At 54.4% G+C, this 25,171-nt stretch carries 22 protein-coding genes and 1 tRNA gene; 9 read left to right on the top strand and 14 right to left on the bottom strand.

Going from position 1 to position 25,171, the window contains the following annotated elements; genetic code table 11:
- Window positions 1-13: 13 nt before the first annotated feature.
- A complete protein-coding gene (locus IEY39_RS02975) occupies window positions 14-337 on the bottom strand; it encodes an ATP-dependent Clp protease adaptor ClpS (protein WP_188928376.1) in 324 nt (107 codons plus the stop codon).
- Window positions 338-412: 75 nt separating this feature from the next.
- Between IEY39_RS02975 and IEY39_RS02970 the strand changes: the two genes are divergently transcribed.
- Together IEY39_RS02970 and IEY39_RS02965 are read left to right on the top strand one after the other, a co-directional pair.
- The gene (locus IEY39_RS02970) at window positions 413-1,024 is read left to right on the top strand and encodes a TrmH family RNA methyltransferase (RefSeq protein WP_188928374.1); all 612 of its coding nucleotides are present in this window, start codon (window positions 413-415) and stop codon (window positions 1,022-1,024) included.
- Window positions 1,025-1,031: 7 nt separating this feature from the next.
- Window positions 1,032-1,565 (top strand): TlpA disulfide reductase family protein, encoded by a 534-nt coding sequence (locus IEY39_RS02965; RefSeq protein WP_188928372.1) that lies wholly within the window; start codon window positions 1,032-1,034, stop codon window positions 1,563-1,565.
- A 9-nt stretch (window positions 1,566-1,574) separates the two neighbouring features.
- Here the strand turns inward: IEY39_RS02965 and IEY39_RS02960 are convergent, their stop codons facing one another.
- The 9 genes from IEY39_RS02960 to IEY39_RS02920 all read right to left on the bottom strand — a co-directional run bounded on the left by IEY39_RS02960 (window position 1,575) and on the right by IEY39_RS02920 (window position 14,566).
- The gene (locus IEY39_RS02960) at window positions 1,575-2,189 is read right to left on the bottom strand and encodes a thioredoxin family protein (RefSeq protein ID WP_188928370.1); all 615 of its coding nucleotides are present in this window, start codon (window positions 2,187-2,189) and stop codon (window positions 1,575-1,577) included.
- Window position 2,190: 1 nt separating this feature from the next.
- Window positions 2,191-3,174 carry a YihY/virulence factor BrkB family protein gene (locus IEY39_RS02955; protein WP_188928368.1) on the bottom strand — a complete coding sequence of 328 codons (984 nt, stop codon included), beginning with the start codon at window positions 3,172-3,174 and terminating at the stop codon, window positions 2,191-2,193.
- Window positions 3,175-3,200: 26 nt separating this feature from the next.
- Window positions 3,201-4,241, bottom strand: a complete 1,041-nt coding sequence (gene mltG, locus IEY39_RS02950) for an endolytic transglycosylase MltG (RefSeq protein ID WP_188928366.1) — start codon at window positions 4,239-4,241, stop codon at window positions 3,201-3,203.
- Between the two features lie 85 nt (window positions 4,242-4,326).
- Window positions 4,327-4,614: a preprotein translocase subunit SecG gene (gene secG, locus IEY39_RS02945; protein ID WP_188928364.1), complete on the bottom strand. Its 288-nt coding sequence runs from the start codon at window positions 4,612-4,614 to the stop codon at window positions 4,327-4,329.
- 1 nt (window position 4,615) lies between these two features.
- Window positions 4,616-5,665: a DUF8458 domain-containing protein gene (locus IEY39_RS02940; RefSeq protein ID WP_188928359.1), complete on the bottom strand. Its 1,050-nt coding sequence runs from the start codon at window positions 5,663-5,665 to the stop codon at window positions 4,616-4,618.
- A gap of 22 nt (window positions 5,666-5,687) precedes the next feature.
- Entirely contained in the window at window positions 5,688-6,209 is a 522-nt protein-coding gene (gene lptE / locus IEY39_RS02935) for an LPS assembly lipoprotein LptE (RefSeq protein ID WP_229688744.1), read from the bottom strand.
- Window positions 6,202-7,452: a sigma-54 interaction domain-containing protein gene (locus IEY39_RS02930; protein ID WP_188928357.1), complete on the bottom strand. Its 1,251-nt coding sequence runs from the start codon at window positions 7,450-7,452 to the stop codon at window positions 6,202-6,204. The genes lptE and IEY39_RS02930 overlap by 8 nt, the downstream gene beginning before the upstream one ends.
- Window positions 7,453-7,460: 8 nt before the next feature.
- The gene (gene miaB, locus IEY39_RS02925) at window positions 7,461-8,882 is read right to left on the bottom strand and encodes a tRNA (N6-isopentenyl adenosine(37)-C2)-methylthiotransferase MiaB (protein ID WP_188928355.1); all 1,422 of its coding nucleotides are present in this window, start codon (window positions 8,880-8,882) and stop codon (window positions 7,461-7,463) included.
- Between the two features lie 110 nt (window positions 8,883-8,992).
- Window positions 8,993-14,566 (bottom strand): carboxypeptidase-like regulatory domain-containing protein, encoded by a 5,574-nt coding sequence (locus tag IEY39_RS02920; RefSeq protein WP_188928353.1) that lies wholly within the window; start codon window positions 14,564-14,566, stop codon window positions 8,993-8,995.
- 175 nt (window positions 14,567-14,741) lie between these two features.
- Between IEY39_RS02920 and IEY39_RS02915 the strand changes: the two genes are divergently transcribed.
- Genes IEY39_RS02915 through IEY39_RS02900 form a run of 4 tightly spaced genes read left to right on the top strand, consistent with a single transcriptional unit; the run spans window position 14,742 to window position 20,170 of the window.
- Entirely contained in the window at window positions 14,742-15,224 is a 483-nt protein-coding gene (locus tag IEY39_RS02915) for a hypothetical protein (RefSeq protein ID WP_188928349.1), read from the top strand.
- Between the two features lie 39 nt (window positions 15,225-15,263).
- Window positions 15,264-16,865, top strand: a complete 1,602-nt coding sequence (locus IEY39_RS02910) for a DUF1800 domain-containing protein (RefSeq protein WP_188928348.1) — start codon at window positions 15,264-15,266, stop codon at window positions 16,863-16,865.
- Window positions 16,866-16,880: 15 nt separating this feature from the next.
- Window positions 16,881-18,443, top strand: a complete 1,563-nt coding sequence (locus tag IEY39_RS02905; RefSeq protein WP_188928347.1) for a DUF1501 domain-containing protein — start codon at window positions 16,881-16,883, stop codon at window positions 18,441-18,443.
- A 2-nt stretch (window positions 18,444-18,445) separates the two neighbouring features.
- Complete coding sequence (locus tag IEY39_RS02900; RefSeq protein ID WP_188928346.1) at window positions 18,446-20,170, top strand: T9SS type B sorting domain-containing protein; 1,725 nt, start codon at window positions 18,446-18,448, stop codon at window positions 20,168-20,170.
- 39 nt (window positions 20,171-20,209) lie between these two features.
- On the opposite strand, the gene IEY39_RS02895 is transcribed toward IEY39_RS02900, so the two are convergent.
- The 3 genes from IEY39_RS02895 to IEY39_RS02885 all read right to left on the bottom strand — a co-directional run bounded on the left by IEY39_RS02895 (window position 20,210) and on the right by IEY39_RS02885 (window position 21,720).
- Window positions 20,210-20,282: transfer RNA gene (locus tag IEY39_RS02895), tRNA-Gly, on the bottom strand.
- A gap of 56 nt (window positions 20,283-20,338) precedes the next feature.
- Complete coding sequence (locus tag IEY39_RS02890; RefSeq protein ID WP_188928345.1) at window positions 20,339-20,860, bottom strand: hypothetical protein; 522 nt, start codon at window positions 20,858-20,860, stop codon at window positions 20,339-20,341.
- Window positions 20,861-20,940: 80 nt separating this feature from the next.
- Window positions 20,941-21,720, bottom strand: a complete 780-nt coding sequence (locus tag IEY39_RS02885) for a (Fe-S)-binding protein (RefSeq protein ID WP_188928344.1) — start codon at window positions 21,718-21,720, stop codon at window positions 20,941-20,943.
- An 84-nt stretch (window positions 21,721-21,804) separates the two neighbouring features.
- On the opposite strand from IEY39_RS02885, the gene IEY39_RS02880 reads away from it, so the two are divergent.
- Window positions 21,805-22,503, top strand: a complete 699-nt coding sequence (locus IEY39_RS02880; RefSeq protein WP_188928342.1) for a Crp/Fnr family transcriptional regulator — start codon at window positions 21,805-21,807, stop codon at window positions 22,501-22,503.
- Entirely contained in the window at window positions 22,500-23,039 is a 540-nt protein-coding gene (locus tag IEY39_RS02875; RefSeq protein WP_188928340.1) for a YceI family protein, read from the top strand. Before IEY39_RS02880 ends, IEY39_RS02875 begins: the two co-directional genes overlap by 4 nt.
- Before the next feature lie 68 nt (window positions 23,040-23,107).
- Here the strand turns inward: IEY39_RS02875 and IEY39_RS02870 are convergent, their stop codons facing one another.
- A complete protein-coding gene (locus tag IEY39_RS02870) occupies window positions 23,108-24,469 on the bottom strand; it encodes a 4Fe-4S dicluster domain-containing protein (RefSeq protein ID WP_188928338.1) in 1,362 nt (453 codons plus the stop codon).
- A gap of 63 nt (window positions 24,470-24,532) precedes the next feature.
- Here IEY39_RS02870 and IEY39_RS02865 point away from each other — a divergent pair, with 63 nt between their 5' ends.
- Window positions 24,533-25,030 (top strand): phosphoribosyltransferase family protein, encoded by a 498-nt coding sequence (locus IEY39_RS02865; protein WP_188928336.1) that lies wholly within the window; start codon window positions 24,533-24,535, stop codon window positions 25,028-25,030.
- Window positions 25,031-25,171: the final 141 nt, after the last annotated feature.

The raw sequence follows: 25,171 nt of genomic DNA, 5'->3' as shown, positions 1-25,171 counted from the left end.
GGCTGTCCCGGATTTAAGACTCGGAAAGTATTTCGATGGTAGCGCCGATGCCCCGATCGGTAATGGCATCACATTGCGGCTTGAGTTCATCATAAGACCCACGCTTCACCGCATATTTTCCTTTGGTGTGGATGATCATGGCGCATTGCTCGGCCTGCTCCTGTGTTTGCCCGCATACTTCCATCAATGTCTCTATCACCCACTCAAAAGTGTTCACTTCATCATTCCAGACGATGAGGCTAAAAGGATCGTCGGTCGCCGTCAGAACATCAACATCTTCCCATTCGACGGTCTTTGGGTTATTCACCAGATCCACGGTATATATAGATTTGGGCATAGGGCGTGCTTCTTTCTGCAAAATTACATATTTCGGTTGCCCGTACAAGGCCCCTTTGACGTAATTTTGTGTCTTATGACCCCGGAAAGAGAAGAAAGGATCACCAGCGTGCTCGACAAAAGACAGGAGAACATCACCATCGTACTGGAAAACGTCTTCGATCCGCACAATATTTCGGCCGTAATGCGCACCTGCGACGCGGTAGGAGTACAGGATCTCTACGTCTTGAATACCCGTATTCCCCGGCATAAGAAATGGGGGGCCAAAAGCAGCAGCAGCGCCGCCCAATGGCTCACTATCCATCAGTATTCCGACGCGGCGGAATGTCTTGCTGACTTGAGGAAAAGGGCAGATCGCATCTTCGCCACCCATCTTTCCAGCGACGCCGTATCCTTATATGAGATGGACCTTACCGGGAGGATCGCCCTTATCTTTGGCAACGAACATTCGGGTGTCAGCGATGAGATCCGCGCGCTCGCAGATGGTAATTTCATCATTCCGCAGGTAGGCATCATCAAATCCCTGAATATTTCCGTGGCCTGCGCGGTTACCCTTTATGAAGCCTTCCGCCAGAAGGTGGCAGGGGGACAATACGACCGGCCCGGCCTGTCGCCTGCCCGTTATGATCAATTATTGAAAGAATGGAGTAGGGGGCAGCTTGTTACTCCTCAAGACCAAGCAAAATGAATAGTGTATGCGAATCTTATTGACTTTGATATTGCTTTCCGGACTCGCCGCCGCCCGTGCCAACGGATATGACAGCCTGCCTGCGCCAGCACCGGCCGTCCAGTCCGTCCCGGCCGTCCAGAAAATGAAGATCACCGACCTTCAAGACCTCATCGCCCGCAGCGACCATCCGCTTATTATTAACTTCTGGGCCACTTTCTGTGCTCCTTGTAACAAAGAGATACCCTATTTTCAGACGACTGTCGACCGTTATGCCGGGAGTGGGGTAGAGCTCGTGCTCGTTAGCCTCGACCTGCCCGATTATTTCCCTGCGCGCATCGCCGCCTTTGCACAAAGCCATGCCTATACTGCGCGCCTCGTCTGGCTCAACGAAACCGATGCCGACTATTTCTGTCCAAAAGTGGATGCGCGATGGACAGGCGGTATCCCTTGCTCGCTCTTCATCAACAACAAAACCCATTACCGCCGGTTTTTCGACCGGCAGCTGACAGAACCCCAGGTAGACCTGGAGATAAAAGAAATGCTTAAGCCGGCGCCCTAGGGTTGCACGCTACGCTCTGCTGATGCTGCAACCGACCGACCGGGTCTCCTTCACTGTCACCGCCTTGCCTGACAATAGCTCGTCGATGGCCATCTGCAGGTGATGCCGTTTTACCTGCTGCTCGTCGCCGGGGGAGTCATCGATGGCGCCATGATAGACCAGTACCCCATTTTTGTCGAAAAGAAAGCATTCCGGCGTCCGGGTGGCGCCAAACGCATCGGCGAGGACACTGTTGCCATCCAGCGCATAATACCAGTTGTACCCCTGCGATTTGGCATAGGCCTGCATCGCTTCGAAGGAGTTGCCGTCATTACGGTCACCCTCATTCGCATTTAAGAGGATAACGCCGATGTGATGGTCGCCGGCATAGGTGCAGACCTCCTTTGTGCGGCTTTGATTGCGGATAACATAGGGACAGGTATTGCAGGAGAACATCACCAGCAGTCCGTTGTCCCTTTTTACGTCCCGAAGGCTGATATGTTTACCGGAAACATCCTTGACCAGGACTTCCGCTTTTGGCAGTGCGGCGCCGATCGGCAGACTGCCCTTTCTCGAACGAACCGGATAAAAAGAAAGAAGAGCGAGGACAGGCAGGAAAAGGCCCATAAAAAACAGCTTCTTCATACTACAAGGTTTTGTCCGATAAAGTTACCGCTTTTCCCCGGCTATCACCTTCCCCGGCCATGACCTTCACATGATGGATACTTACATTCAATTCGTAGCCGATGAGCAGCACCAGCGAATTGAAATAGACCAATAGCATGAGTATCATGATGGTACCGATGCTGCCGTAGACTTTATTGTAGGTTCCGAAGTGGTTCACCCAGTAGGAGAAACCCATGGTGGTGAGGATGGTCAGGAAGGTGGCCAGAAAGGTCCCCGGCGCCCAGAGGGACCATCGGCCACGCACGGCCGGGCCATATTTGTATATGCAGGCGATGGTGACATAGAAAAGCGGGATGATCACGATCCAGCGCAGCGTCCGGAAAAGCCACCGGGCGCTGTGGTCCTTAGTGCTGAAATGCAGGGCCTTGAGAATGTCGCGCAACAGTTCGGCCTGGGTGACGAGGATTGACACGGAGGCGATGACCATAAATAGCACCAGGCTGGTGAGCTTGATGGCCATCCATCGGCTCTGGAAGGCATTGCGCCGGGTATTATAGATAAGCGATTTGTTAAAAGAGTGCATGATCCCGATCATCGCGTTGGAAGAATAGAAGAGGGCCAGCACAAAACCAAAGGACAGCAGGCCTACGCGGGGCTTGTCGAGGAAATCTTCCAGGAATTTACTCACTACGTCGTAGGCATTCTGATTGGGAGTGATATCCCTTGTGAGATTCAACAGCTGCCGTTCTATCTGTTTGGACACCGGCAGATAGGGAATAAGGGTGCAGATAAAGATCGTGGCGGCGGGAATGGCCGTCAGAAAGCTAAAGGCGATCGACCGGGCCCTGTCATTAAAACCTACCTTCTTCACCTGGCCGAGGAAAAAGGTGATGACATCGTAGAGGGGGCTGCCTTGGAAACCTGGTAAAACGATCTTTTTACTCCTGGCTACCAGGAAGCGGAAAGGGGCGCTGTTGTATAGCTTTCGTTCTAGTTTGATCATAACATGTGCGCGAATGGATTCCTGTATCACTTCTTCAGGCTGTCCGCACCGGCCTTGATGGCCTGCTGCTTGTCCAGGGCATCCCGATAGGCTTTGGCGTAAGCCAGGTGCTCTTTATAGGTGGCGGCAAAATTGGAATAACCCGAAAAATCGGGCTTGGCTACAAAATACAGGTAGTCGGTTGCCGGTGACGCAAGCACATCTTTCAGCGTAGCTTCAGACGGCGTACAGATCGGTCCGGGGGGCAGGCCTTCATGCTGATACGTGTTATAGGGCGACTCCACCAGTAAATACTTATCATAGATGCGCCGAAGATCGAAATCCCGCAGGGCATACTTGATGGTTGGGTCGGCAGAAAGGCGGATACCCTTGGCCATCCGGTTGAGATAGACACTGGCGATCTTGCCCTTGTCCGCCTCGACAGTCGTCTCTTCCTCCACGATGGAGGCCAGAATGGTCGCCGTCACCGGGGTTAGACCCCTGGCTTTTGCCGCCTCTATCCGGTCGGGTGTCCACCAGGCCTTATAGGCAGTATACATTTTCCTAAACACCCCCGAAGGAGCCGTATTCCAGAAATACGTATAGGTATTGGGCACGACCATTGCCATCACCGTATTGGAATCGAGTCCAAAGGCCTGCAACGAATCATTGTTGTGAAGGTAACTGCCAAGGTCGGCCGAATCGCATTCCAGCTTTTTGCCGATGGCCGAGGCCAGGCCTTCCAGGGTGCGGAATTTGGTGATGACGATCTTCACCGGAACCTGGCGGCCATTGTGCAGCATCCGCAGGATGGCGAGCAGGCTCATCCCTCTCTTGATCTCATATTTCCCTGCACGTACGTTTTGGGGGTAATCCATTCTGGCGGCCAGGAAATTAAAAAAGGCCGGGCTTTTTAGTACATTCTCTTCTTTGAGGGTATCCAACACCTGTTCATAGGTCATCCCATTGTGAATGTATAAGTAATAATTCTCACCGCTAAAAGCCGTAGCAGAGCCAAACAACCGCCAGCCGGCGAAGACCCCGACGACCAACAGGATAAGAACAAAGCCTAAAATGAACTTCTTCATAGATATTCGATTGGTGGCCTAATATAAACAAAAGCGGCCACCAGGGCAAAAAAGCTGGATGGCCGCTGATAAAATATGATAGCTGTTACTTCGTCACAGGAGCAGGAGCCGTAGCATTAACTTTATCCAGGACCCGCTGGCTGCTGGTGGCCTTGGGAACAAATATGGCGGAGAAAAGACAGAGCAGACCTACAACGATGGCGAGCGCCCAGGTTCCTTTTTCCAACACATCCGTGGTCTGCTTCACCCCCATCAGCTGGTTGCTGAAACCACCCACGTTTCCTGCCAATCCACCCCCCTTGGGGTTTTGCACCAGAATGATCAGTCCGAGTATACCACAGGCAAGAATGATCAGGATCACAAAGAAAATCATATCAAGGAATGTTTAATTGTTCGATTTTGGCTGCAAAATACGCCCTTTTATCGGGATTGAGCAAACTTAATTTCTCGTATACGACCCTTGCTTTCTCCCGCATGCCTTGTTTGGCCAGCACTTCCGCCATGGTCTCCGTCACCACCTCCTTTCCTTCGATGGAATGAGCGGCGATGGTTTGCACAGCCTGCTCTGCGACCCTGTCGGGCACTACCTCCCTGTCCTTTTGCGGCAGCCTTCTCATGCTTTTCAGCCAGTCCGTAAAGCTCTTTACTTGTTTGCCCAGCACATCGGTGGGGTTTTCATCCGGCGTCAGCCTGATCCCCTGGGAGGCGAAGTAGTCGATGGTGTGATAAGGTTCGAAGACAGCAGCAGGCTCGGCCACCGGTTCGGCCTGCGAAAAGCCGGCGGTACCATTTGCTTCTGCGACAGGGGCAGTAGCCGCTGGCTCTTCCGATTCATCCAGCACAAACGGCGGCTCCTCGTCCCGGATGGGCGCTTCCGTTATCACGGGCGCCGCATCCTCCTCTCCGGGTGCTTCGGGTACGATTTCCCCGGCCACGGCAGTATCCGGGTCAAAATCATGATTTATTTTATGCAGGGTCTCTCTAAGATTCTTTGCTTCTTCTATACTGAGAAGCAGCAGCTCGGCGGCTGATGGTCCGTTGTTCTCTTCTGCCTCCACGTGCACGGGCCCGCCTTCGATAGCTTCTCCTTCCCCGGCAGTCATATGATCCTCTTCTTCAGTGGTGAATCCTTCTTCGCTGGCCCCACTGAGCGCTTCGGCGAGGTCATCGCCCGCCGGCAACGAAGCGGTCTCCCCGATCTCATTCTCCAACTGCCACTGGAGCCAGAACGGGTTGGTAAAGTAAAGGCTGGTTGTTTGCGTCACCGCTGCATAGCGCTCAGACCCTTCCGCCTTTAACTTGCGTGACAACAGGTAATGCCCAATGCCAAAGGAGGGATATTCCTCCACAAAGGCTTCAAGACGCTGCCGGCTGATGTCTCCCAGGGAAGACACCTGGAAAAGATGCTGGATGATTGGCTCCATGGGTTGCTGCATAGTGTCGATTCTACCAGTTGGAGAAAAGCTTGTTAAAAATCTCATCGGTCAGATTGCTCACGATGGTGGGCAATAACTGCGGTTCGGCATCGGTGATGGTGGTGGTAGCGGAAAAGTCAAAATTCCGCGATACATCCGTTTCAAAATCCGCCGGCGCCACCTTTTTTCCCGTCGGATCGAGATGATTCTTAAAAACGATGTGTACCGTCACGGTCAACCGGTTGCTGGATGCCTGCTGGTTGGACACACCGGAGGTGGAATAGCTGTAGCCGGAAACCCAACCGCTGACATCATAGTCGGCATCGGAAGTCTGGATCTGGGACAACCTGGACGCCTGGTTATTGATCTTCTGACGCAGGGCGGCGTTCAGTTGCGGCGCCAACTGGGGATTTACCAGCGGCGCCCGGTTCTCGATATAGGCGAGATGAATGCTCTTCACTTCGGCCGGTATCGACACATCCTTGAAAGAATAGATCTTGCAGGAGGACAGAACCAGGCAAACGCCCACCAGTATTCCGGTTATTTTATTCATTGATGTCGTATTCCTTTAGTTTACGATATAGCGTTCGTTCACTGATGCCGAGATCGGAAGCCGCGTCCTTACGCTTGCCCTTATGTTTTTTCAGGGCTTTTACGATAAGCTCTTTTTCCTTGTCCATGATGTTAAGCGACTCCTCTACTTCCTCATGATGGTGGATGTCCTCGTGGCCATTGGCACTATTATGGATCACCATCGGCTGTGCCGTCGCAATGGCCGGCGGCGGAAAGGCTTCAACCGGCTTCAGCTCCTTCAGGTCGTTGAGGAAGGCGGCATGCTGCGGCGAGACCATGGACGGATTCTGTACGATCTCCAGAAACATCTTCTTCAATTCCGTCACATCCTTTTTCATGTCGAAGAACAGCTTGTACAAGATCTCCCGCTCGTTGGCAAACTCCGGGGTGCCATTGCCGGAGGTCACTCCATGAGAAGGCATCACCATCGGTAACCTGGAACCCGTCTCGGGGAGAAACCTCCGGAGCGCCGCCGCCGTCACGTGCTTATCTTCCGATAGAACGGAGACCTGCTCTGCAATATTTTTCAATTCCCGGACATTACCAGGCCAGAAGTAATTAATTAACAGATTTTTCGCCTCTTCGTCCAGTTGCACCGGCCCCGTCTTATAGCGTTCGGCGAAGTCTACGGCGAACTTACGGAATAGCAGCGGAATATCCTCCTTTCTGTCCCTGAGCGAAGGGACCCTTATCGGTACCGTGCTGAGCCGGTAATAAAGATCTTCGCGGAATTTATTTTTCTCCGTTAGTTCCAGCAGGTCCTTGTTTGTCGCCGCTATCACGCGCACATCCGTCTTTTGTACCTTTGACGAGCCTACGCGAATGAATTCCCCCGCCTCGAGCACCCGCAGCAGCCGGGCCTGGGTCCCCAGCGGCATCTCCCCGATCTCGTCGAGGAAGATAGTGCCGCCATTCACCGTCTCAAAATATCCTTTCCTGGAGTCCACGGCGCCCGTAAAGGAACCCTTTTCATGCCCAAACAGCTCGGAGTCGATAGTCCCTTCGGGGATGGCTCCGCAGTTGACGGCGATGAATGGATTATGTTTGCGTGCGGATAATGCATGTATGATCATCGAGAAAGCCTCTTTTCCTACTCCGCTCTCTCCGGCGATGAGCACCGTCAGATCGGTCGCGGCTACCTGCACGGCTACCTGCAACGCGAAGTTGAGTCCCGGCGAATTGCCGATGATGCCAAACCGGTTCTTTATTGATTGAATTTCCATAGAAAAATTTATATTACTGGCCGGCCGATCAGTGTCGCGCCGGTACATCCATCGATCCTCACCTGCACATAATCACCTTTCTGCAGACCAGCGTCCCCCTTCGGGAATACAACTACCTTGTTCTGGCTGTTGCGTCCCCGCCAGTCAGCAGCGCTCTTCTTCGAATCTCCTTCGATGAGAACTGTAAATATTTTACCTATATCTTCCTTGTTCTTTTCAAGCGAAAGCCGGTTCTGTAACCGTACGATCTCCTCCAGCCGCCGCTTCTTCACCTCCTCCGGCACATCATCCTTATAACGGCGTGCCGCCAGCGTACCGGGTCGTTCACTATAAAAGAACATATAGCTCATGTCATAACGGGCATATTCCATCAGGCTTAGAGTATCCTGGTGATCTTCCTCCGTCTCGCTGCAGAATCCGGCGATGATATCCGTACTCAGTCCGCAGTCGGGCAATACAGAAAGTATCCGTTGAACTTTGGCCTGGTACCATTCCCTGGTGTACGTTCGGTTCATCAATTGCAAAACCCGGGTGCTACCGCTCTGCACCGGTAAATGAATATACCGGCAGATATTCTCATACCGCGCCATGGTCTGCAATACTTCGTCAGTGATATCCTTGGGGTGGGAAGTAGAGAAACGAACCCGGAGGGAAGGGTCGACAAGCGCCACCATCTCCAACAAATGGGCAAAGGTCACCGCCCGGCCGTTGGTCTCGTCCAGCCAGTAATAGCTGTCCACATTCTGGCCCAGCAGGGTCACTTCCTTAAAACCCTTATTAAAAAGGTCGGTGCATTCCCGAACGATGGATATCGCGTCCCGGCTGCGTTCGCGACCCCGGGTGAACGGCACCACACAGAAGCTGCACATGTTGTTACAACCGCGCATAATGCTAACAAAAGCCGTTACGCCATTGCTGTCGAGGCGAACGGGTGAAATATCCGCATAGGTCTCATCGCGGCTCAACAATACATTGACGGCCTTTTGGCCGGTCTCAGCCTCGGCAACAAGCCCCGGCAGGGTCCGGTAGGCATCCGGCCCGACGACGATATCCACCAGCTTTTCTTCTTCCAGGAATTTCTCTTTCAACCGTTCGGCCATACAGCCCAGGACACCGATGAGCATCCCCGGCCGGTTATCCTTCACCTGTTGGAACACCTGCAGCCTATTGCGCACCGTCTGCTCCGCCTTTTCCCGGATGGAACAGGTATTCAGCAGCACCAGATCGGCCTCGGCATAGTTACCCGTGGCGCCAAACCCATTGTCATTCAGGATGGATGCCACGATCTCGCTGTCTGAAAAGTTCATCTGGCAGCCATAGCTCTCGATATAGAATTTCTTCCGGAATTCCCGTCCGTCGGCAACAACAGGCGCATATGCTTCCCCCTGCCGCCCTTCGTCATGAACCTTGCTACTCAACGATTCAAGCATTACTCTTTCTTGATTTAGACGGCAAAGATAAGCAGAAAAAGGATTGTCCGTGACAAGTTGACAGCACGGGGCAAACCACCCGGGTCATGAGCCGGTTCGATCGCGAGGCCTCAGTCGATCACTGTCCGCTTCATCTCCTCCCGTCCAAACAACACCGGGAAATAAAGCAATTCCGCCCGGGCAGGGTTCAACCGGTAGATCCCTGTCCACCGGGGTCGTAACCGGATGTGGAAAACGTGCGTACCCTTGCTCATGGCCTGGCAGAAAATACTCAATTTGTTCTTAAAGTACTCACTATGGAGCTCCTGATTACCAAACCATTGGCTTTTTTCAGCATAGGTACACCCTGCCGGGATAGGTGCTTCCACCAATACATAGCCGGCATCTCCTTTGGCCTGGACTTCCACCGTCAGGACAGCTGGTTCGCCTGCCTTGAGGCGCTCGACTGTCGTCCCGCCCTGTTCGAACCAGGTTCGGACAACAAAGGTTCCTTCGACTTTCTCTGGCGCGTAGTTCTGGAATTGCTGCCAGGCGGTGAAGTAGACAGGCAAGGACCCCGACTTACTGACGTCCACTCCTGCATCGGCGGGCAGCAGGGTGTGATAGGGAAAGGCGGTGACCCGTTGGCCGTTGAGGATAAGGACGGGGGCTTGCGGCGGCCTGCCGTCGGTAAGCAGGTCGGGTAAAAGGGTTTCGAGAATGAGGCTGGATTCATAGGTGTTGCGCCAATAACCCGTCCCCCGCTTCTCCAACAGCCAATTACGGGTCTTCCTCAATATATTGGTGTAACCACCCGCCTGCCGTAGCAGCCGGTACATCAGCAACGTGATCTGGATGGAGTTGTCAAATAAGACGCGGTTGTCTTCTCCCCAGTAGCAATTGCCAAGGGCGGTATAGCGACACCGGCCAACCAGCGTGTCCAGCCCGGTGGGCAATCCGGCCGCCTGCCGGACTTCTTCAAGGCGCAGGGTCTGATACAGGCTCCGCCGGTCGAGATGTCTGGCGATAGTGTCGGCGTACCGCTGATAGTCTACTTTCGCCTGAAGTTCCTGCAGCATGCGTACTTCCAGGAGCCGGTCGAACATGGTGCCGCTCTCGAAATTATAGACGAGGAAGGAGATCAGCGATTGCTTGTCGAGGCCGGTGGTGTAACCCGCTTTCTCCGCGGCCAGCAGCGCTTCCGTGACATGCAGCGAGATCCAGGGAAGGCCGTCTCCCTCTACCCACCAGCCCCAAAGCGCCTTACCCCGGCGGCCCTGCATCAGCTTCTCAATTAGCTGGTTGATGTTCTTCTCCTCTTTGAACTCCAGCTGTTGCAGCAGGCAGATGCGCTTTTTTTGAAGCAGCGCCATCAGCTTCGAGGCAAGCTGCTCATTGCAGAGGTATTCGTATTGCCGGATATGCTCTATCTCGTCCAGCATCACCGGCATCAGGGAAGCTTCGGCAAATACATGAACGGTGCCCAGGGTGGTATCGAAGCTGAGCCGCAGACTCGTGTCGCCTTCCAGCGGGACAAAATGGCCGCGTGTTTCTTTCACGCCTGCCGGTAATACCGGAATGCTCCGTTCTTCTCCATCGAAATAGCCATCGGTACGTTGCAGGGTATAGCTAAGCCGGATAGAGTCCGGTTGGGTCGAGCGCCCGCGGGTTGGGGAAGGATGTACAAGGAAGGTATCGATCCGCGCATTGCGCAGGTTCACCTTCCGGTCGGCGACAGGCTGATCATCGATGCTGAACCGGCGATCGACCGTCACCGTGTCCGCACCGTAATTCATCAGCTTTCCGATGACAAAGGCCGAGTCACCTGCTACCAGGAAGGTGGGATTGCTTAGTCTTGCGCTCAGCGGTTTCAAACTACGGACGGCCGCCGCCGCAAAACCCGTCCTGCGGTGATCATCGGCCGCCAGGACAAATTCGTTCCAGCTGGTGATGTCATCGGGATAAGTGACGGTAAAGGAGGCAAGGCCCTTTTCATCGGTGCGCAGCCGTGGTTGCCAGAAGGCGTCGTCCCGGAAATGGCGGCGAACAGTTCGGACGGTGTCAAGACCGGGCATCGGCGGTATCTTAACTATCGCTGGCTGAAAGCCATACAGCTTATCCAATGCATCTGCATCCGCGGCCCGCGAACCAAATACCTGTAAACCGGCAACATTCCCTTCCAGGACGGTGGAAACGGAATAGGTCAGACTCCGCTTCCGCTGTACGGCATACCCGACGACCACGACCTCATTCAACGCATTTGTCACCGGATGCAGCTTTATCTCGTAATGGTCGGGGTGGAGGAAGGGGCGTTCTATCCGTTCATAGCCCACATAGGAGAACACCAATGTTCCGCGCGACGGAGTGCGGAGATGAAACCATCCCTTATCATCCGTAGCCGTTGCCTGGCTGGTTCCTTTTAATTGGACAGACACTCCGTAGATAGGTGATCCTTTGTCGTCGGTGACGATGCCCGAGACCTCCTGGTCAAAGGCTGCAACGTTCATATAGCGATGGTTGAACACAAAATGCATGGAGTCCATTCCGGCGCTATGCGGGTCGACCCATTGATCCTCCAGCCGGCGGAGCATTCCGGAAAGCCGGATGCTGAAGGTATCCGCCTCTTTTATTGGTATCCGGTCAAACCCATAATAGTTCTTGCCGTCGGCCCGGACGACCACGCTATCATGCAGCAGGTAGCGATTTCCTTTCAGCAACAGCATGACGCGGTAGACTCCCGGCTCATAGGAACCCAGCTGCCGGGCTTCGCCTTTGAAGACCCGCAGGTAGTCGGCATCGTCATAGCGGAAGACAAAAACTTTTTTAACAAAGAGCTTTTTGCCGTCGTTGGCTGCGGGGACCCCGATCTGCAACCGCCCGCTGCTGGAAACAGCGGCATACTCGTTGAGAAAAAGGTCCTGGGTGGCGCTGCGATCGTCGAGCCAGTCCTGCCAGAGGCTGTCGGCAATAGCAGGGGTGAGGACCCTGTCACCGAGACCGGGCAGCCCCCCTTCCGGGGATAAACGCGTGGCAAAAGGGTAGGGATAGGGCGATTGCTTTTCCTTGATCAACCCCGGGCTGATGATGAACTCATATCCGCCCTCCGGTTCAAAGTATTGCTTAAACCGGTCTTCTACTTGCAGAAATGCGTCGGCGCCGGTGAGCGGGCCCGTCAGCCAGGTTCTCCGGGCAGCGCCGGAAGGAGCAAGCAGGTAAAGCCGGTCGTTACCCTGCCCGATGGTGGCGAAGTTGGGCGAAAAGGTGTTTCGCAACAGGATAAGCGAATGCTGCAACGATTCTTTCTCCCAGCTGATGAGTGTATCCGGCATGGGCCAGATATTGATGGCCTGGTTAGCCGTGTCATCATTGATGCCGATGATGGTCTTCATTCCCTCTTCTAAGCGGAAGCTGTCGATCCTGATCGCCTTATCGGTCAGGCGTAACCGCAGCGTGTGCCAGCCTGGACGGGCGGAGAAGCTGTATCGTCTTTGTTGCTCTGCCCCGTCGAAATAGACCAGCTCCTCGTCGATATACAGCATATGCACAGGCTCCGGCTGGCCTTTCCGGCTGACAAAGGGCGCTACCTGCGTCAGGCCGTCGGGCATTTTTTCCCGTTGGGTATAAATGGTTGCGGGGTGGAGGAATTTATAATATTCCAGGGTGTCCAGCCCAAAGGGCTTACTCCATTTTGACCAGTCCAGCGGCAGGGACAGCTGGTTTTGCTGGTCGACCGCCGGTAGGGTATAGCCTCCCGGCACGAAGTTGCGCCACCTTTTGCCGAAATAAGGGACATGAGGCCAGGACTGCTCTTTGAATTTGGCGGTGATGGCATAAGCCGTAAGGTCGGCATCGGCAACCGGCCGGCCGGCCGCATCGGTGACCGCAATGGCGATGTTTACCTTCTCGCCGGGATAGACATATTCCGGTTGCCGGATATCGATGGTCAGCCTCTTTTCAAAAAAGGGCAGATCGATCTGCCGGGATTGCAGATCACCCTGCCACAGGTATTGCAACTGAAGATGGTATGGAGCCGAACCGACCGGCTTCCCGAGATAATGCAATTGATCCCCATAGCCGCGGAGGATCACCTTCCTGCCGGCGGTGATCGTATACCAAAAGGGAAGGCGCGCAGGATTGTTCACCGAGATCAGAACGGTATCCCGCGTACGTTTGGTAAAAGCGGGGATGTCCAGGTGTTCGGTGCTGAGATCAAAATCGGCCCGCAGGCTGTCACCCGGGGCGCCGACGCTTACTCCATAGAGGGTAGCCAGGGGATTGACACGGAGTGAGGCCGGCAGTGACAAGGGAATGCTTGCGATGATCTCTTCCTTTGCGGTGAAGGCGGTTACGGTAGCCTGCGCAGCTGCTGGCCGCCCGCGAATAGTATACCTGATGTCGAGGCTGTCGGTGTGCGCATGGATGTCGATATGAGCCGTGTCTGTGTAATACCGGACGTCGAGCTGCTTTCTGTCGGTCTCGTTATCGCTGTTGAGCAGCCGGCAATCCACGGTATAAGGAAAGGAAGCGGAAGGGAAGATCGAATCCGGAAGGAGGATACGGGTCTCGCCGACAGGGTCCAGTGTCTGGGTCCAATGCCAAAGGGTGTCTTTCAGGAAGACGGTTGGGTCATGAAAGGCAACAGCGTTGGATGACAATACGTCTATTTCTATCCGGGCATCGGGTACGGGCAGGTCGTTCTCATCCAACGCCTGGAGATAAACGGACAGCGGCTCACCCAAATAATGCTCTTCCCGGTCGGTGCGGGCATTCAGCCGGATAGAAGTGAGGTCGTATTCCTCATAGGTGAACCTGCTGCGGCTAAGGCTTTTCTTTTTCACCTGTTCGAGGGTAAGATCGTAGGTGTCGTCAAGGGACAGGCGAAGGCTGTCGGTCAGCACAAAGGCGAACGAGTACCCGCCGGGGCGATAGGGGGTTACGCGGGTGAGGATCGTATCCGTCCCGGACGATCGCTGGCTGCTCAATCGCAGGGCCAGGGGGTGGTCGATGGGATGCCCTTTCCTGTCCATGATAAAGGCTTTTCCCGACACCGTGTCGCCGGGTTTGTATTTGGGTTTGCTCAGCGCAAAGAAACTCCGAAACCGGCTCTCAAAACGCCTGGATGCCGCCGGCCGGTAATGATAGTACTGCGGATGCCATAACTGCCACCATCGCGAATGCCCCACAGGGGAGACGTGATCTACCGGGAAAAAATATACTGCTCCTTCGTGTTCCACCTTTACTATCCGGCTCCTTGCCCATCGGCCCAAAGGGTAACATGCGGCAAGGGTATCATACCGGATGGCATGCCGCCGGACAAAGACGGCGGCATCGGTCACCGGGTTCCCACTCGATGTATGGAGGACAAGCGCTGCCCTATCACCGCTATGAAGCAGGTGGTGGCGTAAGAGACCGATCGTCTGCAAAGAGACCTGCAAGTTGCTTTCTACTGCCTTTATGAACAGGTAGTTGCCGGGCGGCAGGCGGGGATCGTCCTCCCGGGTGGAAAGAAAAGAATCCGTTGGCGGCGGCAGGGCGATCTTATCCCAGTTATACAGATCGGTTTTGAACAGATACCCGGCCTGTGCATCGGTTAGCCGGTAGGCATGGACGAAAGTGCTTTTGCGCGGGCTGGTAGAAAGGGGGTGCTGGGCGCTGGCCGGAAAAGACACCAGCAGCAGGGCGGGGACTAGCCATCGGATTCTCATACAGGTCGTTTCCTCTTTGGATGCACCTTCAACAACAATTACACAAACGGGGGATTAAAATCTAAGAGTAATTGCCTATGCATCCACTATCTTTCTCCACAGAATTGGACGAGCAGACCGATTGGCCTGAAAATTGCCACTACCGTGCTCATCTGACCGGCCAAAACAGAACACTATGAAGAACGGACTCCCGCTAAAGTCTATCTTATTCCTATGTTGCGTCCTGGTTGCCTGTAGCAAGAGCAGCCAGGGGCCCGCGGTTCAGGTTGCGCCACAATCCGCCATCACTTTCAGCGCAAACGATTCCCTCATCCATTATTCCATCGATCTCGTCTATATCCAGGATGTCGATAGTACGCATACTACGCTCATCTCCGGTGAATACCCGGATTCCTCCAGCAAGAAAGGAAGCCTTGCCATCCGGCTCCCCGGCGATACGACGGGACGATTCAACGGCGGCAATCTACTCGTTACCTACACCGACGGGCAGGGTAACGTCTATTATAATACGCAGGATTCCACCAACTATGTTGAAGTCGACAAATATCCCAAATCATACAATGGAGTCATTGTCGGCAGCTTTTCGTTCAAGGTGGCTGGTGGCGCCGGCAGCGTAACATTCTCGAATGGCAGCATCATCGCCATTTTTCAGAAATAAGGACGACACAACCAGGCCAATGCTATAATTCAATATACCATGAACAAACTTCCGGGCAGCCCGCTGGGACTAACTGAATATACTGGTGTCTGGGACACTCCCCAGGTCGCGCATCTGCTGAAAAGAACGCTGTTTGGCGCCACTGTACAGGACATCGGCTATTTCAAGAACCTGACCATGCCGGCAGCGGTAGATCAGCTGCTGCAACCTACAGCACCCCCGGTTGCGAAGCCGCTGAATAACTATGGTTCCGATGCCACCGGCGTCGCGTCCTATCAGACCTGGATCGGCACCGGCCTTCTTTACCAGGATGACACGATGAACACCAACCGCCTTCGGAGTCTCCAGGCCTGGTGGGTAGGAAATCTGCTCAACTGCGGCCGGTCCATCCACGAAAAGATGACCCTATTCTGGCATAACCATTTTGCGATGGATGCGCTGGCGCATGTCTCCGACATCCCCTGCGAACTCTGGTACAACCAGTATCTGACCCTGCGGCAATATGCCCTGGGCAATTTTACCCAGATGGTAAAGGCGATCACCATCGACCCGGCCATGCTCATTTTCCTCAACGGCAACACCAATACCATGACGGCGCCCAACGAGAACTATGGCCGGGAGTTGCAGGAGCTCTACACCATCGGCAAGGGTTCGGGCTCGGCCTATATCCAGGACGACGTACACACTGCCGCGCGGGTGCTCACCGGTCATACGGTCGATGTCAACTTCAATTATACCTTCCAGGCAGGTAACCACGACACGACCAATAAGACCTTTTCGGCCTTCTATGGTAACACCGTCATCACGGGCTATTCCGGTGCGCCAGGGGCCGGTGAGCTGGACACGTTGCTGGCCATGCTCTTCGCTACCCAGGAGTCTGCGAAGTTCATCTGCCGCAAACTGTATAACTGGTTTGTCTATTATGTCATCGACGACACCGTCGAGAACAATATCATTACACCGCTGGCCGATATCTTCCGTCAGAGTAATTATAACATCACTACTGTATTATCCACCCTGTTCAAGAGCCAGCATTTTTACGACCTCGTGAATTCAGGGGCCTGTATCATCAAGAGCCCGCTCGATCTGCTTGCAGGTCTGGCCCGGGAATACAAGCTAACCGTCCCTACGGACCCCAAAGGCCAGTACAACGTGTGGAGCATGCTTTCCACGCGCAGCGCGAGCCTTCAGCAAGAACTGATGGTCATCGACCTGGTAGCCGGTTGGGATGCCTATCGCGAAGCGCCGCAGTATCACGAGCTATGGATCAATTCCGTCACCTATTCCGAAAGGAATTTCTATACCGATCTGCTCATTGGCACCGGGGATATGATGAACGGGACGACCCTGCGCATCGACGCCGTCGGTTTTGCGGGCACGTTACCGGCTCCGCAGGATCCCAACAAGCTTATCACCGACTCGCTTGCCGTCCTGCTCCGGCCGCCATTGTCGGACAGCTCGATCACCCTGATCAAACAGTCCATCCTGCTGGGTGGGCTGACCAACGATCTTTACTGGACCAATGCCTGGCTCAACTATGTGGCTACGCCCACCGATATGTCGGCGTTTACCACTGTGGATACAAAACTGCGGGCTTTGTACAAGTATATCATGGACTTGCCTGAATATCATTTGTCGTAAACCATCTATATCCTTATGCGCAGAAGAGACTTTATCCGCACTGTAGCGCCGGTTACCTTCCTGGGCGGCTTTAAAATAACCGCCCTGTCGCGGCTGCCCTTTTTCGATATGCTGCAAGGCGCAACGGACAATGACCATGTGCTCGTGCTCGTACAGCTGGTGGGCGGCAATGACGGACTCAACACCCTCATCCCCCTGCAGAACTACGGCGACTACTTTGCCGCGCGCAGCAACATCGCCATCCCGGAAGGGAAGGTGTTGCGGCTGTCGCAGGATACCAAGAACGGCCTCCATCCGGCCATGACCGGTTTTCAGGGACTGTATGACAACGACCAGTTAGCCGTCCTGCAGGCGGTGGGTTATCCCGATGCCGATGGCTCTCATTTCCGGGCTATGGATGTCTGGCTCTCGGGCTCGGACGAGGATCAATACCTCAACACCGGCTGGATCGGGCGTTTCCTGGGCCAGACCTATACTAATTTCCCCGTGGGCTATCCCAATGCCGACATGCCTGATCCGCTTGCCATCCAGATCGGATCGGTCATCTCACCCGTGTTCATGGCCAGCAGCGGCAATACGGCGATGGCCGTACCGACGGATGCCGAGTTTTATAATCTTATCAACGGCATCACCGAGCCGGAGCCCAATACGCCGATGGGCAATGAACTCACCTATCTGCGGGCCATCGCGCGACAAACCAACAAGTACGCCGGGGTCATCGAAGCCGCAGCGGCAAAAGTCACCCAGCAACAGCCTTACCCGGATAACAACGATCTTGCCGCCCAGCTGAAGACCGTAGCCCGGCTCATCGGCGGCGGTCTCAGGACAAAGGTCTACATGGTGAGTACCGGCGGCTTCGACACGCATGGCGGCCAGGTGAATCCCGGCGATACCGCCAACGGGGCGCACGCCAATCTGCTGAAACAGACTTCGGATGCCATCACTGCTTTTATGAACGACCTGAAATATCTCGGGGTCGGCAATCGGGTGATGGGAATGACCTTCTCCGAGTTTGGCCGCCGCATCATCTCCAATGGGAGCATGGGTACCGACCATGGCGCGGCCCAGCCCGTATTCATCTTTGGCAACTCCGCGCAGACGGGTGTCCTCGGACAGAACCCCAATCTGACAGGCACCAATGTGGAAAGCAATATTCCCATGCAATACGATTTCCGCTCGGTATATGCCTCCTTCCTTCGGGACTGGTTCTGCGTCACCCCTTCGGATGTGACGACGATGCTGCTGAAGAATTATCAGTATCTGCCCTTTGTCAAGAACAGCGCCTGTGGTAACAATTACACCGATCTCAACAACCTGGGCAACAGCCTTATCTCCAACGCGCCCAATCCATTCACCGACAGCACGACTTTCACCTTCAAGACCAACGGCGGCCACACGCTGCTGCAATTGTTCGACACCGGCGGGAAACTGATCATGCTGCCAGTAGACCAGGATTATACCCAGGGAACGTATTCGGTCACCGTCAATACGGGCGGACTGGCTGCCGGCGTGTATTACGCCCGGCTGCAAAATCAGTCCCTGCAACAGGTGCGGACACTGTTAAAAGTGAATCAATAACTATGTCGCGGCGCCTTTTATTTGTCATTGGTTTTTTTCTGGCCTCGGTGGCCTCGCTGCTTCCGGCGCGGGCATCCGCTCAGAAGGGCAGGGATACCATCAACTATTCCTCTACGTGTGCGGGCAGCACCATTCTCTTCGGGAGCCCTTTGCTGGATACCTTCTTCAAGCCCGACTACACCGAATGGCACTTTGGCGACCCGGGCTCGGGTTATAATGACAGCTCATCGGCAAAAAATCCCCGGCATGTTTTTACCACACCCGGCAAATATTATGTTTCGCTCGACGTGTGGTACCAGGGCAGCGACACCATTATTCTCCGCGATACGATCACGATCGTGACACCGCTGAATTTCAATTTTGGTCCGGATATCTATGTCTGTGGCAAGAACCCCGATACGGTATTGCGGGGCCCCGTCATTCCCGGCGCTACCTACACCTGGAATGATGACAGTACAACCCATGCCGATACGGTACATATCACCCGATCGGGCATCTATACCGTCAGCGTCAATGGCTGCGGCGTCACCGACAGCATCGGCGTTTTCGCCAGCGATACGCCAAAGATCGACCTTGGCAAAGATCATGTCATGTGCGACAGCGCCAACCTGCAGCTCACCGCCGCGGCGCAGAACGGCACGTATACCTGGCTGCTCAATGGCGTCGTACTTCCTTTCACCGGCGATCAGCTGATCACGCACTATCCCGGTGGGGTATACGTGGCCGTTGTCACTGTCCCCGGTTGTGCCGTCTACAGGGATACCGTGTCCATCACCTATTCCCAGCCACTGGCGCCTCCTTTCGACATGGGACCAGATACCCTGCTCTGTCCAAAACAGGTGTTCACACTCAATGCTTCCATTCCCGGCGCGACGGCCTATGATTGGAATACCGGCTCCACCGACAGCCTGATCACGATCACCAGTTCTGGCGACTATTGGGTATTCGTCACCTATAAGAACCAATGCCAGGTCACTGACAGCGTGAACGTTACCTATCGAAACGATAAACCCCTCGACTTCCACGACACGGCCATCTGTAAAGGCAGCACCCTGGTGTTGAAAGCCGATTTCGGGCAGGGAACGTATAATTGGACGGCCATCCCGCCCCAGCGCAACGACCAGAACCAGACGGGACAATCCACCTATTTCGTCTATGAGCCGGGGAAATATGCCGTGCTCGCACAGGTGGGGCAATGCATATATACCGACACCGTCACCGTGCGGTTTGACGACAGCCTGGACGTCACGATGCTAAAGGATACCACGCTTTGTTATGGAGAAGACTTTCTGCTGCAGGTGAAAGGCAATGCCGATACGTATGCCTGGCAGGACAGCACACACAGCGACGTCTACCATCCCATCCAGCCCGGCATCTATACCGTCGTCGCGGCGAACGGCTGCGGCACCGATACGCTGACGGCAACTATCAACTTTACCCAATGCGGCTGTGATTTGTTGTTGCCCAATGCTTTTACTCCTGACGGCGACGGGCACAACGATACCTTCCGTCCGCTGCATGCCTGTGAAATGAGCAATTTCCAGCTGAATATTTACGACCGCTACGGGGATCTCGTCTTCCGCAGCGTCAACCCCGGCGAGGGCTGGGACGGGACATTCCGCGGCGTCAGGGTGCAAGCCGGCGCCTACGTGTGGATGGCGCGGTATTTCAATCCCGTCACCAAACAGCCGGTATTCAGGAAAGGGACGGTGATAGTCATTCGATGATCGTCCGGAATAAAAAAACGCCTCGCTTGAGGCGTTTTGAGCGGAAGACGAGGTTCGAACCCGCGACCTACAGCTTGGGAAGCTGTCGCTCTACCAACTGAGCTACTTCCGCAAATTTTGTTCGGGAGGCAAATGTAAGGGGTTGGTGCCTTTCAATGAAATAATTTTTCAATTTCCGGTTTCCGCCGGTTTCAGGTGGCGGCTTGCCAACCAGCTATTTTTCAACGGGATGAGCCACTTAGTCTCCAATTCCACTTTAGTCTGCACCGTATTGTTGAAATAGAGGGTGTCGGGGGTGATGAACCCATTTTCGAGGGCATAGGGCAATTGCGCCAGGGGTACCATCTCCACTTTATCCTTTACCCGGAAGGCCAGCATCAGCCGGTCGAAAAGCGGGACGCCAAAGCGTTGTTCGATATCCTTGATAAGGCGTACGCTGCTGTCGGTGCTGCACCCGCTGACACCCGTGGCTGTTTCATCGGCCATCAGTACAAGGAATTGCCCATAGAACAGGTTGGCGTAGCCCTTCACCGGGGTACCATGGGACTTCCAGTCTGCCACGAAGGCTTCCAGCATTTTTTCGATCTCCAGGGCCTCGGACAGGAAGAACAACCGGGGGCTCTGGTAGATCCAGACCCGCGAATCCGGCGCAAAATCGTCGGGTATCAGTTCGGAATGATGTGCTTTCATGATGCAAAATTAAGCAATTGGCGGAGGATTCAGGCGGGCAATCAGGGGCATGATGCGCAGGGCGGTGGCAGCAGGGGCGGCTAGGCGATCGAAGCCGCGATGAGTTCGGCTACATCCAGCACCTTTACCGCATCTTCCTTTTCCGCGTGTTTGACCCCATCGGTCAGCATGGTATTGCAAAAGGGACAGGCGGCTGCAACCACGCCGGCGCCCGTATCCAGGGCCTCGCCGCTGCGTTCGAAATTCACCCGGGTCTGTCCTTTTTCCTCTTCCTTGAACATCTGGGCGCCGCCGGCGCCGCAACAGAGTCCCTTGCTGCGGCAACGTTTCATCTCCACCAGTTCGACCTCGAGGGCTTCCAGCACCTTGCGGGGCGCTTCATAGATATCATTGGCGCGGCCCAGGTAACAACTGTCGTGGAAGGTTATGCGTTTGCCTTTGTAAGGGCCGTCTTCTTTTAACCTGATCTTTCCTTCATCGATAAGCTGTTGGAGGAAGACAGTATGATGGATGACTTCGTACCGGCCCCCTAATTCGGGGTATTCATTGTGCAGGATGTTAAAACAGTGGGGACAGGTGGTGACGATCTTTTTGACGCCATAATTGTTCAGGGTCTGGATATTCTGATAAGCCATCATCTGGAAAATGAATTCGTTGCCGGCCCTGCGGGCCGGATCGCCCGTACACATCTCTTCCTTCCCCAAAATCGCATAGCGGAGGCCCACCTTGTCGAGTATGGTGGCAAACGCCCTGGTGATCTTCTGGGCGCGCTGATCATAGCTGCCCGAACAGCCGACCCAGAACAAGATATCCGGACTTTCCCCTTTTGCCAGCAATTCGGCCATCGTAGGTACCTGCATAGCGATAAATTTTTCGTAAATCTATAGCATTACCTCAAAAAATGGTTGAAACCCGTAACTTTAATCGCTAAATGACTTATAGATATGGCCGGGGACGATACCCTATTATGGATTCGCAATTATGATTTATGGTGCCAGCTGTCCGATGAAGAATATAAAGAGCTGAAGGTGGAGCATTCGGTCCTTGAAGTCCCAAAGGGGGAATATATTTATTTTGAAGCATACAATCATAATAAGATATATTTCGTAAAGGAAGGGACTATCAAGATCGGCTACATCGATGACGAGGGCAACGAAAAGGTAAAAGAGATCATCCAGAAGGGAGAGCTCTTCGGGCAGTTCAGCCTCGAACGCAACAACCTCCACGGGGAATTCGCCCAGGCGTATAAGAACGATGTCAGCATCTGCGCCTTTAATATCGACGACTTTGAACGCCTCTTAAAGAACCGGCCCGATCTGGCCCTGAAATACAGCAAACAGGTGGGCGCCAAGCTCCGCAATATCGAGAACCGGCTGGTCAATCTTCTTAACAAGGATGTAAAGACCCGCCTCATTCATTTCCTCTGGCAGCTGGTGGAACAAAACCTGGGTGAGAATACGGCCGAAGGGTTCTGCATTCCCAACTTTCTTACACATGAAGATATCGCCAGCCTCATCGGCAGCAGCCGCCAGACGGTGACGACGATGATCAATGAACTCGGAACAGAAGGTATCCTCACTTACAATCGCCAGGAGATATGCTTCCTGGATGTTAAAAAACTACAAAAGCTCGTTCAGGCATGAAGTATTTCTTTGGAATTTTGGGCGCGGTATTGATTTCCATCACCGGCCTTGCCCAGGTGTATAAACCTGTTGATCAGGGTTCGTCAGTGGAATTTGTCATTAAAAATCTTGGCTTCAATACAAAGGGCAGCTTCAGCGGGCTGGATGGCAGCATCAGGTTCGATGCAAAGGAAGCGGAGAAGGACAGCTTTGACGTCAGCATCAACGCGGCTTCGGTGAATACGGACAATGACATGCGGGACAGCCACCTGAAGGCAGCATCCTACTTCGACGTGGAGAAATATCCGCGTATCCGGATCGTCTCGACCTCGGTCTCCGGTGCCGACAGAAATGGTCACTATACCTTCAATGGTAAACTAACGATCAAGGATAAGACAAAGGACATCTCCTTTCCTTTCGATGCAACCCCCGATGGGGATGACTATCTGTTCAAGGGCAGCTTTACCATCAACCGGCGGGATTTCGAGGTGGGTGGTTCCAGCACCATCTCCAACAGCCTGATCGTGAACCTCACCGTCCTGGCGAAGAAGCAATAAGCATCCCGGCTTCTACCGTTTCGTGACCCGGTGCGCGGCTCGCCCGGCGATACAGCCGGCGGTGCGGCTTATGCTTCGGTCGTCCACTTGTCCCGGTCGTCCGGGCTAAATTTCCATGGGGCGAAATTGTTCTCGATGTTGCCGAAAAGAGCATTCCATTCCTGTGGAGCGTTGCTGTCTTCCATGATGAGGGCGCGTCGCATCTCTACGATGATCTCCAATGGGCTGATGCTGACCGGGCATTCGGTTACACAGGCGTTGCAGGTGGTGCAGGCTCTTAATTCTTCCACCGAAATATAGCTGAGCAGGTTCTTGCCGTCATCGGTGAATCTCCCGTTGGCATTGATATTCCGGCCTACTTCTTCCAGGCGGTCGCGGGTGCTCATCATGATCTTGCGGGGGGACAGCAGCTTACCCGTTGTATTGGCGGGACAGGCGGCGGAGCAGCGGCCGCATTCCGTACAGGAATAGGCGTCCATCAGGTTGCGCCAGCTGAGATCGAAGACATCCTTGGCGCCGAATCGATCCGTTGGGGCAGCGGCTGAAGCCGCTGCGGGGGGTGGGGGAGGTGCAGAACCATCGGCAGGCGTCGGGGGCGCCGTTTCGGGCTGCATCGCATAGAGCACTTCCTGCTGGATAGCGGGCATATTCCTCAACTTCCCCTCCGGCTCCAGCCGCGCATAATATGCGTTGGGAAAGGCCAGCAGGATATGCAAGTGTTTGGAGTAGGGGAGGTAATTGAGGAAGGCCAGGATACCGAGGATATGCAGCCACCAGCAGGTTCTCTCCAGCGTAACCAGGGCCCCGTTGCTAAGACCATTCAGGAGGGGATGCAGCAATCGCGAGAAGGCGAAATCACCCGTCCCATGCGTCGCATAATGGCTGTAGCCGCGGGCCTGCAGCAGCGTGTCGGCGGCATTCATCGTCAGGAAGAGCGTCATCAGCGCGATCTCCGCAAGCAGGATATAGTTGGCGTCACTGCGGGGCCAGCCATCGAGGTCATGACTGATAAACCGGCGCAGCTTCAGGATATTCCGGCGGCAAAGAAAGATAAAACAGGAGAAGAAGACCCCCACGGCAAGAAATTCAAAGGCATTGATCAGCGCACTGTACAGCGGGCCGCCAAACCCATGGAAAAGGCGATGCGTCCCCAGGATGCCGTCCAGGACAATTTCCAGCACTTCGAGATTGATGATGATAAACCCGGCATAGATCAGCAGGTGCAGCATGGCCACCAGCGGGTTGCGGAACATCTTCTTTTGTCCGAAGGCCAGCAGCAGCAGGTTCTTCCACCGCTGACCCGGATGGTCGTTGCAGGGTTCGTCCTTTCCCAGGAGAATATTCCGGCGAATCTGCCTTATGTTTTTCACGAACAAGCCGGTGGCCACGGCCAGGGCCAGGACGAAAGCGATCTGCTGAAAAAGGACCATAACGAAAAATTATTGCTGGGCTAAGATAAGTGATTTGGAGGATTGCAGTAATTTGGTGCCGGAATGAAAAATTACATCCTTACGCAACAGGTGGCCGAGAAGAAGCTGCGCCGCATGGCATACGAGATACTGGAGAACAATGCCGGCGAGCAGCAACTGATCCTCGCCGGTATCCGCGACAACGGCAGCGTCATCGCCCGCACCATCCAGCAACATCTGCAGGAAATAGCCGGCGACCGCCTCTCCACGCGCCTCATCTCCATCAGTCTTGACAAGAAGCGGCCAGGGTCCGTCACGCTCAGTGAATCCCTGCCTTTTGACGACCAGGTGATCATCATCATCGATGATGTGGCCATGAGCGGCAAGACCCTGCTCTATGCGATGAAACCCTTCCTGGACTTCCATCCCCGCAAGATCGAGTCCCTCGTGCTGGTGGAGAGAAGCCATAAGGCTTTTCCCGTCCAACCGGATTATATGGGCCTGTCACTGTCCACTACCCTGCAGGAACACATCTATGTCGAAGTGGATGGAGACACGGTAAAAGGGGCCTGGCTGGAGTAGCCTTGGCATGCCGGAGCGAGCGCCGGCATGGGGTGAAAAGGTATCCACATTAGTGGAAAATAAACGTTAAAAAAAGGCCTCTGAGAGCGGGTTTTCAGGGCCAAAAGAGGTAAATTTGCCATCCCCCCACCCACGTGGTGG

This window comes from Puia dinghuensis, from assembly GCF_014642875.1.
Taxonomy (GTDB): Bacteria; Bacteroidota; Bacteroidia; order Chitinophagales; family Chitinophagaceae; genus Puia; species Puia dinghuensis.
The sequence above is the reverse complement of the archived record's forward strand: the minus strand, read 5'-3'. Positions and strand labels throughout refer to the sequence as shown.